The following is a 15,934-nucleotide window of genomic DNA, read 5'->3' as shown; positions in this document are numbered from 1 at the left end:
GGTCAGGCCTCCTCGCGGACGACGACGCGCTTCTCGGTCACGACCCCGTCGACGATCGAGAACCCACGGATGTCGGGACGGTCGCGGTCCTGCAGCGTGACGATGAGATAGGTGGCGTCGGGATAGGCGGCCAGACGGATGTCGGTGGCGGACGGGTACGCCTGCGTGTGGGTGTGGGAGTGGTAGATGGCCAGTTCCCAGCCCTCGTCCTCGATCTCGCGCATCGCCCGCAGCAGCTGCTTTGCGTCCATGACGTAGTACGTCATGGACCGCTCGGCGTTGTCGATCCGGTACACCCGGCAGCTGCCGTCGGGCCGCACACCGACCAGGCCGCACACCTCGTACGGGAAGTCCGACCAGGCGTGCTCGACCAGCGCGTCCCAGGTGGCGCGGTCGAGCGCGAACGCCTCGACCGCCGCATCGTCCAGCGACGGGGTGACGGAACTGCTCACGCGGGGCTGCCTCCTCGCGACGACCGGTGGCGCCACCGGCGCATGCGGACGAGGACCGGGCGTCCCCGTCGGAGCACGACGGCCCCGACGGTACCCGAGCCCGCTGGTGCGCCACCGTGGCCGCCCGACGGGCCGTTCGCGGCATCGTGGCCCGTAGCGGCATGCCCCGTTCCCGCCGGTCGCCTAGCGTCCCCCGTCCCCGTCCCGCGGTCCCGAAGGAGAGACGACGTGCCGCTCGACCCCGACGTGAAGGCGCTGGCCACCGGCCGGAACTTCGCCGCCCTGACCACCCTCTTCGAGGACGGAACCCCGCAGACCCAGGTGATGTGGGTCGACGCCGACGACGAGCACGTGCTCGTCAACACCGAGGTCCATCGGCGAAAGTTCCGCAACGTCGAGGCGGACCCACGGGCGACGGTGCTGATCTGGGACGCGGACGATCCCTACCGCTATGTCGAGGTCCGCGGCAAGGTCGTCGAGGTGGTCCGTGGCCAGGCGGCGCGCGACCACATCGACGCGTGCGCCCGACGCTACGTCGGCCGGGACTACGACCCGGATGCGATCACCTCGGAGCGCGCCATCCTGCGCATCGCGCCCGACCGGGTCGTGCCCCGCCTCTGATCCGTACGGGCCGCGACCTGCCGCCTCGGATGTCGGCGACACGTCCGTCGCGGCCTACGGTTTCGGTGCCACGCAGAGGGAGCGGCCATGACAGCAGGAGTCTTCGACGAGCGACGCCGGCAGGTGCTCGCGGCGCTGGCCGACACGTACGCACCGGCGGTGCGGCCGCCTCGTTCCCAGGCGGCGGACCCGTACGGCTTCTGGGCCAGGCGCGCGAGCGACCTCGACCTCGTGCCGGCACTCGTCGAGCGACTCGAGGACCTGCTGGCCGACGAGGACCTGGACGACCTCGCCGGGCTGCTCGACCTGCTGCGGGTCACCGGGTTCGCGCGCCTGCCGCAGGGAGCCCGCGAAGCCGTCCTGCGGGCGCTGGCGGCCTCCTCCGGCGACGCGCGCGCCGGCCTCGACGGGCTGCGCGGCCTGGTCTCCCAGCTCTTCTACGGACTGGTCGACGCCAGCGGACGCAACCCCAACTGGCCGCAGCTGGGCTACCCCGGCCCGCCCGCGATCGAGGCGCCACCGAGGCAGCTGACGACCTGGTCCCCACCGCTGGACGCGGACGAGGTCGACCTCGACGCCGACGTCGTGGTGGTCGGCTCCGGCGCCGGCGGCGGGGTCGTCGCCGGTGAACTCGCGGCCGCGGGCCTGTCCGTGGTCGTGCTCGAGGCCGGGGGGCACTTCGAGGCGCCCGACTTCCCGGCCGACGAGCTGTCGGCGCTGCGCAGCCTGTACTGGCGTGGCGGTCTCGACCTCACCGACGACGGCAACGTCGCCATCCTCGCCGGCGGCACCCTCGGCGGCGGCACGACCATCAACTGGCTCAACTGCGTGCGCCCGCCCGACCTCGTTCGGCAGCGCTGGGCGGACGACCACGGCCTGGAGGACCTTAACGGCCCCGCCTTCGACGCCCACCTCGATGCGATCCTGCGGCGCGTGGCCGCCAACGCCGACTGCACCGACCTGAACGGCGTCAACCAGAAGCTCGCGGACGGTGCGGACGCGCTCGGGCTGGCGTGGACGAAGGCGACCCGCAACACCGACCCCGCCACCTACGACCCGGCACTGGCCGGGCACACGGGCTACGGCGACCGCAGCGGCAGCAAGCAGAGCACGCTGGCGACCTATCTGCGCGACGCCGAGGCCGACGGCGCGAGGATCATCTGCCGCGCCCGCGCGGCTCGGGTCCTGACCCGGCACGGCGTCGCCCACGGCGTCGAGGGTCGGGTCACGCTGCCCGACGGCCGGACACTGCCACTGACGGTCCGGGCGCCGCAGGTCGTCGTGGCGTGCGGCGCGCTGGAGACCCCGGCGCTGCTGCTGCGTTCGGGGATCGGCGGGCCCGCGGCCGGCCGGTACCTGCGCCTGCACCCGGTGCCGATGATCGTGGGCCTCTACGACGAGGACCTGCGGGCATGGTGGGGACCGCCGCAGGCGACCATCGTCACCGGCCACGGCGACCTCGTCGACGGCTTCGGCTACCTCGTGGAGACCGCCCACCTGCACCCGGCGATCTCCGGCGCGGCCGTGCCCTGGCGGTCAGGGCGCGACCACAAGCTGCTCATGGGACGGTTCGCGAACAACGGCGTCTTCATCGCCGTGACGCGCGACCACGGCGGCGGCACGGTCACCATCGACGGCACCGGCGAAGCCGTCGTCCGCTACCCGCTGACCGACCCGATCGACCACGAGGTGCGCCGCCACGCCCTGCAGACGCTGATCCAGCTGCACGCCGCGGCGGGTGCACGCGTGATCTTCGACACCCACCGGTCGTTGGCGATGTGGCGCCGGGGCGAGGACCTCGACGCCTTCGTCGGCCGGGTTCAGGACGCCGGCGAAGGTGCCGGGCACCGGACGCTGTTCAGCGCGCACCAGATGGGTTCGGCACGCATGGGCACCGACCCGACGACGAGTGTCGCCGACCCACACGGCGAACTGCACGACACCCGCGGGGTCTGGATCGGCGACACCTCGGCGTTCCCGACGGCGGTCGGTTCGAACCCGATGCTGACCTGCATGGCGCTGGCCCGTCGCACCGCCCACGCCGTCCTGGCACGGACGGCCGCGACCCCCTCGGGTCCCGGCACGGCCCGCTAGGTCGAGGCCCGCCTCAGCCGCACCCGGCCGGCGTCACCGTCCTCGACCGCCCCGACCACGGCGGCGGTGTGGCCGCCGTCACGCAGTTCGGCGACCAGATCATCGGCAGCGGCCGCGTCGGGCACCGCCAGCAGCAGGCCCCCCGAGGTCTGCGCGTCGGCGAGCAGCACCAGGTCGGGTTCGCCGATCCCGTCGGCGACGTCGAGGTGGCCGCGGACGTGCGCGAGGTTGCGCTGCGTACCCCCGGGCACCTCGCCGCGCGCCAACACCTGCTCGATGCCGGGCAGCCGCGGGACCGCGTCGACGTCGAGACGTGCGGACACCCCGCTGGCCAGCAGCAGCTCACGCAGGTGGTTGAGCAGACCGAACCCGGTCACGTCGGTCCCGGCGCGCGTCCCGTGGTCGAGGGCGGCGAGCGCGGCGGGGCCGTTGCTGCGGGTCATCTCGTGTACGGCCGCGTCGTAGAGCGGCGCCAGCTCGCCGCCGGGCCGGTGCGCGGCCGGGTCGCGGCGCTTGACGGCCGTGGTGAGCAGCCCGGTGCCCAGCGGCTTGGTCAGTACGAGCGTGTCTCCGGGCCGGGCGGCGGCGTTGACCAGCATCCGTTCCGGGTCGAGTTCGCCGATCACGGCCTGGCCGTACAGCGGCTCGGCGCCGTCGATGGTGTGCCCGCCGGCCACGACCCAGCCGCCGTCCGCGGCGGCGTGCTGGCCGGCCTCCAGCACCTCGGCGAGCAGGCCCAGTGGCAGCCGCTCCCGTGGCCACGCCGCGAAGGCGAGGGCGAACAGCGGCCGGCCGCCCATCGCGAACACGTCGCTGCCGGCGTTGACGGCAGCGATGCGGCCCCAGGTGGTGGCGTCGTCGACGATCGGGGTGAACACGTCGACGGTGGCGACCAGCGCACGCCCGTCGGGGCGCCGCCAGACCAGGGCGTCGTCCCCGTGCTCGCGGCCGACCAGCAGGTCCGGCGACCGGGCCGGCGTCAGTCCGCCCATCACCTCGGACAGTTCCGTCGGTGACAGCTTGCACGCGCAGCCGGCCCCGTGGGAGTAGGCGGTCAGACGGATCGTGTCGGCGTCCATGGGACGAGCGTAGGGCGGCGTAGCCTGCCGCCTGCCATGAGACGACACCCGCGCCGACGCACCTTCCCCGACCTGCCGACCCTGGCGGCGGCGGTGGTGGAGTGTCGTGCGTGCCCACGGCTGGTCACCTGGCGCGAGCAGGTCGCCCGCGAGAAGCGGCGGGCGTACGCCGACTGGGACTACTGGGGCCGACCGGTGCCCGGATTCGGTGACCCGCGAGCGCGCGTGCTGGTGGTCGGCCTCGCCCCGGCGGCGCACGGCGCCAATCGGACCGGCCGGATCTTCACCGGCGACCGGTCGGGCGACTGGCTCTACGCGTCGCTGCACCGCACGGGCTTCGCGAACCAGCCGACCTCGACCCACCGCGACGACGGGCTGCGCCTGACCGACCTCTGGATCACGGCGCCGGTCCGCTGCGCGCCACCCGCGAACAAGCCGACCCCGGCCGAGCGGGATCGCTGTGCGACCTACCTGCGTGCGGAGTTCGACCTGCTGCCGTGGCAGGTCGTCGTGGCGCTCGGCGGATTCGCGTGGGACGTGATCCTGTCGCACCGCGGCTGGGACGGCCCCAAGCCGCGGTTCGGTCACGGCACGCAGGCGCCACTGCCGGACGGACGCACGCTGCTGGGCAGCTACCACGTCAGCCAGCAGAACACGTTCACCGGCCGGCTGACGGAACCGATGCTGGACGCCGTGTTCGTGCGTGCCCGCGAACTCCTCGACGACGTCGGCCCGGCCGCGGACGACGCCTGACGGCGACGGGCGGCCCGCACGCGTCCGAATGGCCGCGAGGCCGCGGCAGCGCGTATCGTGTGCGAGATCGCCGGGAGCGGACGCCCCGCGAGGGGACCCGTCGTGGCCGGGGCGGCCACGACCACGCATGGAGAACAGCACGTGCGGTTGCCCGTTCGGCTGCTGCTCGCAGCGCTGCTGCTGACCGGCGTCGTCTACGCCGGCGCCTGGGCGACGGTGGACCGCTACGGCGCCTCGCGGGCGATCGCCTGGCTCGGCGCGGACACCGGCGACGTCGAGCGGTTCCCCTCGCGAGCCGTCCCCCGCGGCGGCCCGGTCCTGGAACTGCCACCAGGTCCGACGCTGGACCTGGCGGCGGCCTGGGACGTCGACGACGCCGATGCCCTCCTCGAGCAGACCCAGACGGCCGCGTTCCTGGTCGTACACGACGGCCGTCTGCGCTACGAGCACTACCTCGGCGACAACGGCCCCGAGGTACTGCGCACGTCCTTCTCGGTCGCGAAATCGGTCGTGTCGACCCTGATCGGGCTGGCGATCGACGACGGCGCCATCCAGAGCCTCGACGAGCCGATCACCGACTTCGTCCCGGAACTGCTCGACCGCGACGCACGCTTCGCCGACATCACCGTGCGGGACCTGCTGACGATGTCGAGCGGCCTGAGCTACGTGGAGCGCTCGCTGCCCTGGAGCGACGACGCCCAGACCTACTACGGGACGGACCTGCGCGCGACGGCGCTGTCCGCACGCGTCGACCACCGGCCGGGCGAACAGTTCCTCTACAACAACTACAACCTGCTGCTCGAAGGACTGGTGCTCGAGCGGGCCACCGGGGCGCCCGTCGCCGAGTACCTGTCGGCGCGGCTGTGGGGGCCCATGGGAGCCGAGGCCGACGCCACCTGGAGCCTCGATTCCGACCGCAGCGGCTTCGAGAAGATGGAGAGCGGGCTGAACGCCGTGGCCCGCGACTACGCCCGCTTCGGTCTGCTGTTCGCCAACGGCGGACGGGTCGGTGACCGCCAGGTCGTCCCGCCGGCGTGGGTGGAGCTCGCGACGTCCCGGGGCGAGGAGACCCGTCCTCATCCCGGCTACGGGCTGCACTGGTGGACCGGCGACTTCGCCGGGACGGCACTCCCGGACGGCCACGCGATGGCGGCCGGCAACTTCGGCCAGTTCGTGTACGTCGCACCCGACGCAGCCGTCGTCGTCGTCCGGCTCGGTGACGACCACGGAACCGACGACTGGCCGGCTCGCTTCGCGCAGATCGTCGAACATGTGCGCACCGACGCCGCCTGACCGAGGTGCCGCATGGACCGGCCGTACGTGGTGACCCATCTGCTCCAGAGCCTCGACGGGCAGCTCACCGGCTTCCCACCCGACGTCGGCCGTTACTACGCGCTGGCGGCACGTCTGCCGCACGACGTGGTGCTGACCGGCAGCGGCACGATGGTCGCCGCCGCGGTCGATGCCGGCGTGGACCTCTCGGTCGACGACCCCGTCCAAGAGACCGCCTCGGACGCCGACGGGGACCGGAGCGCCCCACCGGGCGACGGTTCGCGCGGCGAGGCCCCGCTGCTGGTCGTCGTCGACAGCCGGGGCCGGCTGACGCGGTTCGACTGGCTTCGCGCCGCCGGGCTGTGGCGCGACGTCCTCGTGGCCGGAAGTGCGACGACGCCCGCCACGCACCGCGCCCGGACCGCCGACGCGGGGGTCGAGCTCGTCCTGTGCGGCGAGGACCGCGTCGACCTGTCGGCGCTGCTCGGGCACCTGCACGCGGTCGTCGGCAGCACGGCCGTGCGGGTCGATGCCGGCGCAGGGCTCAACGCGGCCCTTCTCGACGCCGGCCTGGTCGACGAGGTGAGCGTCGTCCTCGCCCCGTACCTGGCGGGGCGCCCGTCCGACCTCCCTCCGGGGCCGCCGCTGCCGCCGACGCCACCCTCCGTGCGGCTCGCCCTGCGGCAGGTCGAGCAGGAGCCCGACGACCACCTCTGGCTGCGCTACGCCGTGGTCGGCGACGCCTCAGGCCGCGATGGACAGGCGGTCCACGAGGCCCCGTAGCAGTTCGCGCGGTCGCTGCTGCTCGCCCTGGCGCGCCCCCGTGACCACGACCGCGCCGGTCGCGAGCACCGTCGCCCAGCGCGCCCAGCGCAACTGCGACCGCAGGCGGGCGAGGTCGGTGGCGTCGCGGGTGGGGACGTCGGCGTCGGCCGGCCCGGGGGTGGCGGCCCGGACGCGGTGCGCCAGACCGGCGCGCACCAGGTCCAGCCCGGCGGCCAGGCCGATCAGGCCGGTCCGCACGAGGGAGGTGCGTCCCGCTCCGCGCTGCGCGACCAGCCGCGCGCGGTTGCCGACGGTCAGCGCGACACCAGCGGCGGCGAAGATCGGCACGACCGTCAACCGCCCGTACTCCCACGGCACGGCCAGCCGCTCGGCGACCTCCCGGGTGCCGGCGACGGGTCGCCGGCCCGCGGCCTCCATCACGACGGTCTCGGCCAGCGCCCCACCGAACCATGCCGCCTGGCTCAAGTCGTGGACGACACGGCGGCCGGTCTGATCCCCGGACACTATCTGCCTCTCCTCGCGGTCACGTCGCCGTCGAAGGTGACCCCCACCGTCGGCGGCGGGCGGGCTCGCCCCGGCCCGACGGTGGGGGGCCGCGGCCCGGGCACGCGGAGGCGGTGGCGGACGCCTGGCCGTAGGCCGTCAGCGACCGTGCCGATCGGCCGTCGTGCCACCGTCGTCCTGCTGCTCGAGCAGTTGCTGAGCGGTCCACAGGTCGAGGCCCGAGCCGCGCAGCAGGTCCACCGAGGTCGCGCGGACCTGCCCGACGACCCGCGCCAACGACAGCGACCAACGGTTCGGGAACAGGCGCCCGGCGTGGGTGGCGGCATGCAGGGCCACGTCCCGTACCGCTTCGGGCGAGCCGTCCGCGGTCAGCTGCTCCCCCAGCGCCTCGACGCCGTTGGCGAGGTCCTCCACGGCCTCGCTGACGTCCGTCAGGGCGTCGTCCGGCGCGTCGTCGGGCGGGGTCGAGGACAGCAGGGCGATGCTCGCCCTGGCCAGCACGCGGGTGTTGCGGACGGCGAGGTCGAGTTGCCGCAACGCCTCCTCCTGGGCCTGCAGCCGCTCGCGCAGGATGCGGCGACCCAGCGTGAGCTGGGCGAGATCCTGTGCGTCCGACAGCGCCTGCGCCAGCGCCCGCACCTGCGGGTCGAGGTCCCGGGCGTGCAGCAGGGCCGCTTCGGCGAGGTCGACGTCACCGGTACGCAGCGCGACGGCGGTCTCCGCCAGCGCCCGCGACAGTCCGGCGAAGACCGGCTGTGCGGCCCGCGCCACCCTGGGCACCGGTGGGGAGCGCAGCAGCACGTGGCCGACGAGCACCCCGACGGCTCCGCCGATGACCGCGTGGAACACCCGGTGGGGCACCAGCGTCGCCGTCGGCGGCAACAGCGTGGCGACCAGGATGGCGGAGATGGCGGCCTGGTTGACCACGAGGATCGTGCCGCCGACGGCGGTCGCGGCCAGCATCGCCAGCACCACGACCGTGACGATCTGGACGGTGCCGGTGCCGATGGCGAGGATCAGCAGGTCGCCGACCAGGATGCCCAGCGCGACGCCGCCCGCGAGCTCGACGGCGCGGCGTGCCGGCGCGCCGGAAGCCGCACCCAGCGTGATGACGGCGGCCACCGGGGCGAAGAACGGCAGGGCGTAGCCGAACATCTCGGTGGCGATCAGCCAGGCGAGCCCCACGGCGACGGCGGTCTGCGCGATGCCGCGTGACGCGGCCCGGAGGCGCCCGCCCGACCGCGCCAGCGGACCTGGCCCGTCCCCGCCGGCGCTGGTCTCGTTCACGGCGACGTCTCGGTGCTCGGCGACGCCCGAGCCTAGGCCCGCGCCCGCCGCCCCGGCGACGCCGGGCCGGCTCCCGGCGACGACGGCGCGTTCACCGGCGCAACATGCGACGAGCGCACGAACAGCGGTGTGACTAGTTCTTTCGTGTCATGGTCCCGTCGCGCAGCCGGCACGGTCCGCGGGAGGGCGGACCGGCACCACGGGGGCGCCCCACGCGCCGCCAACGGGGGTGGCGCGGACCTCAGGAGCACGAACGTGAGAACCCGACACGTCCTGGCCGCCGTGACCGGCGCCTGCCTGGCCGTCGTGGCGTCACCCGCCGCGGCCCAGTCCGGTGCAGCGGGAGCGGATCCGGCGCGCCAGGCGGAACACCTGGCACCGCTGGTCGACCACGACGACGCCACCGCGATCGAGGACCGTTGGATCGTGGTCTTCGAGGAGCGGGCGACCGGCAACGAGGTCGCCCGCGAGCGACGGGCATCGCAGGCGCGCGGTGCGCGCGTGCACCACCAGTACGACGCGGCCCTGCGCGGCTTCGCCGCCACCATGGACGCGGCCGAGGTCGAACGCCTCCGCCGCAACCCGCACGTCGCCTACGTCGAGGCCGACCAGCGCGTCGAGGCGCTGCAGACCGTCCAGTCCCCGGTCACCTGGGGCCTCGACCGCATCGACCAGCGACGGCTGCCGCTGGACAACCGTTACGCATACGACCGCACCGGTGCGGGCGTCCGCGCCTACATCATCGACACGGGCATCCGTGCGACGCACCGTCAGTTCGGCGGCCGCGTGCTGCCCGGCGCCACGGCGATCAACGACGGGCGGGGCGCTTCGGACTGCAACGGCCACGGCACGCACGTCGCCGGCACCGTCGGCGGCTCGACGCACGGCGTCGCGAAGGCGGTGTCGTTGGTGCCGGTCCGCGTGCTGGACTGCCGGGGTGGCGGTTCGACGTCAGGGGTGATCGCAGGCGTCGACTGGGTGACGCAGACCCACACCCGGCCGTCGGTCGCCAACATGAGCCTGGGCGGCGGGATCTCCACCGCGCTGGACAACGCCGTGCGCAACTCGGTCGCCGCCGGCGTCACGCACGTCGTCGCGGCCGGCAACGAGAACCAGAACGCCTGCAACGTCTCCCCCGCCCGCGTGTCGCAGGCGCTGACCGTGGGTGCCACCACCTCGGCGGACCAGCGCGCGTCGTTCTCGAACTGGGGCTCGTGCGTGAACCTCTTCGCGCCCGGTCAGAGCATCACCGCCCCCTGGCACACCACCGACACCGCGACCAACACGATCAGCGGGACGTCCATGGCCGCACCGCACGTCGCGGGCGTCGCCGCGCTGTACCTGCAGGGCGCGCCGAACGCGTCCCCGAGCACGGTCAACACGGCCATCCTGAACAACGCGACCACGGGCACGCTCGGCAACCTCGCCGGCTCGCCGAACCGCCTCGTGTACTCGCGCTGAGCCACGACGGGCCGGCCTTCGGGGGACCGGCCGGTGTCGACCGCGAGGTCGACGCCACGGGGCGCCCGCCGCACGCCCGGCGGGCGCCCTCCTCGTGTTCGTGCGCAGCCGTTCGCGCCTGCCGCACGTACTCGGCGCGAGCCTCGGCGCCTGGCCACCGCATGAACGCGGGTGATCGTCCGACCGACGTCTCGGCGGTGCGCCAGACGCACCACCTCGCCTAGCGTCCGTCGTCGTCGGCGAGCAACGAGGTTGCCGTGGGAGTCACCAACCGCCGCGTGGCCATCCGCCGCGTGTCCCCGAGCGTGGAAGCCGGGCGCTACCCCGCCAAGACGTCGCGGGGTGAACTGGTCGTCGTCGAGGCCGACGTGTTCGCGGACTCCCACGACGTCATCCGCGCCGCCGTGTCCTGGCGGCGGCAGGGCCAGCGCCGCTGGCACGAGGCGCCGATGGAACCGCTCGTCAACGACCGTTGGCGGGGCGGCTTCGTCGTCGACGACCTCGGCCGCTACGAGTTCCGGGTCACCGGATGGATCGACCGGTTCGGCAGCTGGCAACGCGACACGCGCAAGAAGCTGGACGCCGAGGTGGCCACCGACGTCGACCTCGCCATCGGTGCGCAACTGCTCGACGAGGTGCACGAGCGCGCCGCCGGTGAGGACGCCGACCGGCTCCAGGCGCTGAGCGACGGCCTGCGCGACACCGCTCGGCCACCCGCCGAGCGTGCAGCGCCGGCCCTGGCCGCCAGCACGGCCGAGCTGGTCGCCCGCAACGACGCCCGCCGCTTCGCGGCCGAGTCCGCGCGCTACCCGCTGCGCGTCGACCGTGAACGCGCCCGCTTCTCGGCCTGGTACGAGCTCTTCCCCCGCTCCACGTCGCCCGATCCGGACCGGCCCGGCACGTTCGACGACGTGCTCGCCCGGCTGCCCTACGTGCAGTCGATGGGCTTCGACGTGCTGTACCTGCCCCCGATCCATCCGATCGGCACGGTGCACCGCAAGGGGCGCAACAACTCGGTCGAGGCGCAACCCGACGACCCGGGCTCGCCGTGGGCGATCGGCTCGGCGGACGGCGGTCACGACGCCATCCACCCCGACCTGGGGACCATCGACGACTTCCGCCGGCTCGTGAAGGCGTGCCAGGACCACGGCCTGGAGCTGGCGATGGACATCGCCTTCCAGTGCGCGCCCGACCACCCGTGGGTCCGTGAGCACCCCGAATGGTTCAAGAAGCGTCCCGACGGCACGATCCAGTACGCGGAGAACCCGCCGAAGAAGTACCAGGACATCTACCCGCTGGACTTCGAGACCTCCGACCCCGAGGGTCTGTGGCAGGCGCTCAAGGGGGTCTTCGAGCACTGGATCGACGAAGGGGTGCGGATCTTCCGCGTCGACAACCCCCACACCAAGTCGTTCGCGTTCTGGGAGTGGTGCCTCAACGCCCTGCTCGACGAGCACCCGGACCTGATCTTCCTCTCCGAGTCGTTCACGCGCCCGAAGGTGATGCAGGAGCTGGCCCGGATCGGGTTCAACCAGTCCTACACCTACTTCGCGTGGAAGAACGAGAAGTGGGAGCTCGAGCAGTACTACCGGGAGCTGTTCCTGACCGAGGTGCGTGACTACTTCCGCCCCAACTCCTGGCCGAACACGCCTGACATCCTGACCGAGTTCCTGCAGTTCGGTGGCCGCGGCGCGTTCGTGCAGAAGCTCGTCCTCGCCGCGACGCTGACGGCGAACTACGGCATCTACGGCCCGCCGTTCGAGCTGATGCTGCACGAGGCGCGCCCGGGGGCGGAGGAGTACCTCGACAACGAGAAGTACGAGATCAAGCACTGGGACCTCGACCAGCCGCACTCGTTGCGCGAGATGATCCGCCTGGTCAACCGGATCCGGCAGGAGAACCCCGCCCTGCAGCAGGATCGCGGCTTCGCGCTGCACCATGTCGACAACGACCGGCTGTTCGCCTACTCCAAGCGCGATCCGCTGACCGGCAACACGGTGCTGGTCGTCGTGAACCTCGACCCCCATTGGAAGCAGGCCGCGACGACCTGGCTGGACCTCGAGGCCCTGGGCATCGACGGCGACGACCAGCCGTTCGAGGTGCACGACCGCATCGGCGACGCCCGCTACGTCTGGCAGGGGCGGCGCAACTACGTCGAGCTCGACCCGCACGTCAGCCCGGCGCACGTCTTCGTGGTGAAGGCCTCCGCATGACGCACGACTCCACCCCGCTCGACGACCAGTGGTACCGCGACGCCGTCATCTACTCGTGTCACGTGCGGTCCTTCCAGGACAGCAACGGTGACGGCTTCGGCGACTTCCGTGGCCTGTCGCAGCGGCTCGACTACCTGCAGGACCTGGGCGTGACGGCGATCTGGCTGCTGCCCTTCTATCCCTCACCGCTGCGCGACGACGGCTACGACATCGCCGACTACACGGCGATCCATCCCGACTACGGCAACATGCGCCAGTTCAAGCGCTTCGTGAAGGAGGCGCACGCGCGCGGGCTCAAGGTGATCACGGAGCTGGTGATCAACCACACGTCCGACCAGCACCCGTGGTTCCAGCGGGCCGTGAAGAGCCCGCCCGGCAGCAAGTGGCGCGACTGGTACGTCTGGAGCGACACGCCCGACCGCTATCCCGACGTCCGGATCATCTTCCAGGACTTCGAGACGTCGAACTGGACCTGGCATCCCGAGGCGGGCCAGTACTACTGGCACCGTTTCTACAGCCACCAGCCGGACCTGAACTTCGACAACCCCGACGTCCGCGAGGCGGTCAAGGACGCGCTGGACTACTGGGCCGGCATCGGCGTCGACGGGTTCCGCCTCGACGCCATCCCCTACCTCTACGAGCGTGAGGGCACCAACGGCGAGAACCTGCCGGAGACGCACGAGTACCTCAAGGAGCTCCGGGCACACCTCGACGCCCACTGGCCGGGGCGGATGTTCCTGGCCGAGGCGAACCAGTGGCCCGAGGACGCCGCCGCCTACTTCGGCGACGGCGACGAGTGCCACATGAACTTCCACTTCCCGCTGATGCCGCGGCTGTACATGGGTGTCAGCCAGGAGGACCGCTTCCCCGTCCTGGACATCCTGGACCAGACGCCCGAGATCCCCGACAACAGCCAGTGGGCATTGTTCCTGCGCAACCACGACGAGCTCACGCTCGAGATGGTCACGGACGAAGAGCGCGACTTCATGTACCGCGCCTACGCCCACGACCCGCGCATGCGGATCAACCTCGGCATCCGGCGCCGGCTGGCACCGCTGCTCGGCAACGACCGGCGCCTGATCGAGCTGATGAACTCGCTGCTGATGTCGATGCCCGGCACGCCGGTGCTGTACTACGGCGACGAGATCGGCATGGGCGACAACATCTGGCTCGGCGACCGCAACGGGGTCCGGACGCCGATGCAGTGGTCGGCCGACCGCAACGCCGGGTTCAGCAGTGCCAACCCGCAGCGCCTGTACCTGCCGATCGTCATCGACCCGGAGTACCACTACGAGACGATCAACGTGGAGTCGCAGCAGGCCAACCCGGCCTCGCTGTTGTGGTGGATGAAGCGGCTGATCGCGCTGCGCCAGCGCCACCACCGTGTCTTCGGGCGCGGCTCGATCGAGTTCGTCAACCCGGACAACCCCAAGGTGCTGGCGTTCGTGCGCCGGTGGAGCCCCCCGGACGGCGACGGATCCGGACCGGCCGGCGACGAGGAGCGTGTCCTGGTCGTCGCCAACCTCTCGCGTCACGCGCAGGCGGCGCAGGTGCCGCTCGAGGAGTTCGAGGGCCTGTCGCTGGTGGAGATGTTCGGACGGACAGCGTTCCCACCGGTCACCGACGCGCCGTACACCCTGACGCTGGGCCCCTACCAGTTCTACTGGTTCACCCTGGAGCGGGCCCCCAGCCGACTGAGCCTGTCGAACATGCGCGAGTACGCCGGCTCCCGCACCGTGGAGACCGTCCCCGAGCCGCCCGAGGTCACGCTCTCGGGCGAATGGCGGGCGCTGCTGCGCGGCCGCGGACGCGAACGCCTCGAGGCGATCCTGCCCGCGGTGCTGCTGCGCCAGCGCTGGTTCGGCGGCAAGGCCCGCACCATCCAGGGCACCCACGTCGAGGACGTCGCCCCGGTGGGCAAGAAGGACGACCCCGAGCTGCACCTGCTGGTCGTGCGCGTCGACTACGCCGAGGGCGAGCCGGAACGCTACGTGCTCGCGGTCGGGTTCGCGGAGGGCGAGGAGGCCGGGCGGCTGGGCGCCGTCGCCCCCAACGCGGTGCTGGCCACCGTGCGGGGCCGCGGACCGCGGGCCCAGAGCGGCGTGCTCTACGACGCCCTGCACGACGAGGAGGCCGGGCTGCTCCTGCTGGACGCGGTGGCCCGCTCACGCAAGTACCGCAGCACGAACGGCGAGCTCCTCGGCCGCCGCCAGGCGTCGATCCTGCGCGGCGCCGACGGGCTCGAGCCGCGGGTGCTGCGCGGGGAGCAGAGCAACACCTCGATCATGTTCGGTGACCAGTACCTCATGAAGGTGCTGCGCCGCCTGGACGCCGGCGAGTCCCCGGACGTGGAGATCGGCCGCTACCTGACCGGCCGCCTCGACCACGTCCCCGAACTGCTCGGGACGATCGAGCACCGCTTCCGGGCGGCCGACACCCCGGCGACGCTCGCGATCCTGCAGCGGTTCGTCCCGAACGAGGGCGACGCCTGGGTGTACACCCTCGACGAGCTCGAGCGGTTCGCCGAGCGGGTGCTCACCGATCCGCCCCGCACCGCACGCGAGCTGCCCGACGGGCACTCGTCGTTCCGGCTGGCGCTGTCCCCGCTCCCCGAGGCGGCCCACGACGTCATCGGACCGTTCCTCGACGCGAGCTGCCTGCTCGGACGCCGCACGGCCGAGCTGCACTGCGCGCTGGCGGCCAGCGACGACCCGGCCTTCGCCCCCGAACCCTTCACCACCCTCTACCAGCGCTCGCTGTACCAGTCGATGCGCAACGCCCTGCGCCGCGGCCTGCAGCAGGCCCGCAAGGCCGCCGGCAGCGTCGACGATCCCGACGCGCGGGACCGGATCATCGCGCTGGCCGACCGCGAGGGCGAGATCCTCGAGCGGCTGCGGGTGCTCTCCCGGGCCCGCATCGAGACGATGCGCACCCGCGTGCACGGCGACTACCACCTCGGCCAGGTGCTCTGGACCGGCCGCGACTTCGTGATCATCGACTTCGAGGGAGAGCCGGCCCGGCCGCTCGGCGAGCGGCGACTCAAGCGCTCGCCGCTGCGGGACGTCGCCGGCATGCTGCGCTCGTTCCAGTACGCCACGGACTCGGCGCTGCGCTTCCAGGTCGAGCGGGGGGCGGTCACCCCGGACCGCCACGGCTACGACGAGTTGCAGCACTGGCTGGCCTACTGGCACCGCTGGGCCGGAGCGGGCTTCCTGCACGGCTACCTCGAGGCCGCCGAGGGTCAGGCGTTCCTGCCCGCCGATCCCGAGCACACCGCCATCCTGCTGGACGCGTTCCTGCTGGAGAAGGCGGTGTACGAGCTCGGCTACGAGCTCAACAACCGGCCGGAATGGGTCGACATCCCGCTGCGCGGCATCGCCGACGTGCTCGGCGATCCCCCGGCCTGACGCGG

12 protein-coding genes are annotated in these 15,934 nt (G+C 72.8%); 8 read left to right on the top strand and 4 right to left on the bottom strand.

Features of this window, described 5'->3' with window-relative positions; all coding sequences use genetic code 11:
• Positions 1–2 precede the first annotated feature (2 nt).
• Positions 3–452 (bottom strand): M67 family metallopeptidase, encoded by a 450-nt coding sequence (locus ACERM0_RS16270; RefSeq protein WP_373679673.1) that lies wholly within the window; start codon positions 450–452, stop codon positions 3–5.
• 228 nt (positions 453–680) lie between these two features.
• Between ACERM0_RS16270 and ACERM0_RS16265 the strand changes: the two genes are divergently transcribed.
• Together ACERM0_RS16265 and ACERM0_RS16260 are read left to right on the top strand one after the other, a co-directional pair.
• On the top strand, positions 681–1,073 hold the full coding sequence (locus ACERM0_RS16265; protein ID WP_373679672.1) for a TIGR03618 family F420-dependent PPOX class oxidoreductase: 393 nt from the start codon (positions 681–683) through the stop codon (positions 1,071–1,073).
• Between the two features lie 87 nt (positions 1,074–1,160).
• Complete coding sequence (locus ACERM0_RS16260) at positions 1,161–3,167, top strand: GMC family oxidoreductase N-terminal domain-containing protein (RefSeq protein ID WP_373679671.1); 2,007 nt, start codon at positions 1,161–1,163, stop codon at positions 3,165–3,167.
• Here ACERM0_RS16260 and selD read toward each other — a convergent pair.
• Positions 3,164–4,246 carry a selenide, water dikinase SelD gene (gene selD, locus ACERM0_RS16255; RefSeq protein WP_373679670.1) on the bottom strand — a complete coding sequence of 361 codons (1,083 nt, stop codon included), beginning with the start codon at positions 4,244–4,246 and terminating at the stop codon, positions 3,164–3,166. The two genes, ACERM0_RS16260 and selD, sit on opposite strands and share 4 nt — an antisense overlap.
• Before the next feature lie 36 nt (positions 4,247–4,282).
• Between selD and ACERM0_RS16250 the strand changes: the two genes are divergently transcribed.
• From ACERM0_RS16250 to ACERM0_RS16240, 3 genes are all read left to right on the top strand, one after another.
• Positions 4,283–4,999 (top strand): uracil-DNA glycosylase, encoded by a 717-nt coding sequence (locus ACERM0_RS16250; RefSeq protein WP_373679669.1) that lies wholly within the window; start codon positions 4,283–4,285, stop codon positions 4,997–4,999.
• A 141-nt stretch (positions 5,000–5,140) separates the two neighbouring features.
• Positions 5,141–6,292, top strand: coding sequence for a serine hydrolase domain-containing protein (locus ACERM0_RS16245; RefSeq protein ID WP_373679668.1), 1,152 nt, complete (start codon positions 5,141–5,143; stop codon positions 6,290–6,292).
• Between the two features lie 12 nt (positions 6,293–6,304).
• A complete protein-coding gene (locus ACERM0_RS16240; RefSeq protein WP_373679667.1) occupies positions 6,305–7,054 on the top strand; it encodes a RibD family protein in 750 nt (249 codons plus the stop codon).
• Here ACERM0_RS16240 and ACERM0_RS16235 read toward each other — a convergent pair.
• On the bottom strand, positions 7,016–7,561 hold the full coding sequence (locus tag ACERM0_RS16235) for a hypothetical protein (protein WP_373679666.1): 546 nt from the start codon (positions 7,559–7,561) through the stop codon (positions 7,016–7,018). The genes ACERM0_RS16240 and ACERM0_RS16235 overlap by 39 nt on opposite strands.
• A 138-nt stretch (positions 7,562–7,699) precedes the next feature.
• On the bottom strand, positions 7,700–8,848 hold the full coding sequence (locus ACERM0_RS16230; RefSeq protein ID WP_373679665.1) for an aromatic acid exporter family protein: 1,149 nt from the start codon (positions 8,846–8,848) through the stop codon (positions 7,700–7,702).
• Positions 8,849–9,103: 255 nt separating this feature from the next.
• Between ACERM0_RS16230 and ACERM0_RS16225 the strand changes: the two genes are divergently transcribed.
• The 3 genes from ACERM0_RS16225 (at position 9,104) to treS (ending at position 15,929) form a co-directional block, all read left to right on the top strand.
• Complete coding sequence (locus ACERM0_RS16225; protein ID WP_373679664.1) at positions 9,104–10,309, top strand: S8 family peptidase; 1,206 nt, start codon at positions 9,104–9,106, stop codon at positions 10,307–10,309.
• Positions 10,310–10,566: 257 nt separating this feature from the next.
• A complete protein-coding gene (locus ACERM0_RS16220; RefSeq protein ID WP_373679663.1) occupies positions 10,567–12,522 on the top strand; it encodes a maltotransferase domain-containing protein in 1,956 nt (651 codons plus the stop codon).
• Complete coding sequence (gene treS / locus ACERM0_RS16215; protein ID WP_373679662.1) at positions 12,519–15,929, top strand: maltose alpha-D-glucosyltransferase; 3,411 nt, start codon at positions 12,519–12,521, stop codon at positions 15,927–15,929. Before ACERM0_RS16220 ends, treS begins: the two co-directional genes overlap by 4 nt.
• Positions 15,930–15,934: the final 5 nt, after the last annotated feature.

The organism is Egicoccus sp. AB-alg2 (assembly GCF_041821065.1).
In the GTDB taxonomy this organism is placed as follows: domain Bacteria; phylum Actinomycetota; class Nitriliruptoria; order Nitriliruptorales; family Nitriliruptoraceae; genus Egicoccus.
Note: the sequence above shows the minus strand (reverse complement) of the source record. Positions and strands in the feature narration are given on the sequence as shown.

Excerpts from the sequence above, each read along its gene's own strand:
- ACERM0_RS16260 (WP_373679671.1), top strand. The coding sequence starts at position 1,161 with ATGACAGCAGGAGTCTTCGACGAGCGACGCCGGCAGGTGCTCGCGGCG.
- selD (WP_373679670.1), bottom strand. The coding sequence starts at position 4,246 with ATGGACGCCGACACGATCCGTCTGACCGCCTACTCCCACGGGGCCGGC.
- ACERM0_RS16250 (WP_373679669.1), top strand. The coding sequence starts at position 4,283 with ATGAGACGACACCCGCGCCGACGCACCTTCCCCGACCTGCCGACCCTG.
- ACERM0_RS16240 (WP_373679667.1), top strand. The coding sequence starts at position 6,305 with ATGGACCGGCCGTACGTGGTGACCCATCTGCTCCAGAGCCTCGACGGG.
- treS (WP_373679662.1), top strand. The coding sequence starts at position 12,519 with ATGACGCACGACTCCACCCCGCTCGACGACCAGTGGTACCGCGACGCC.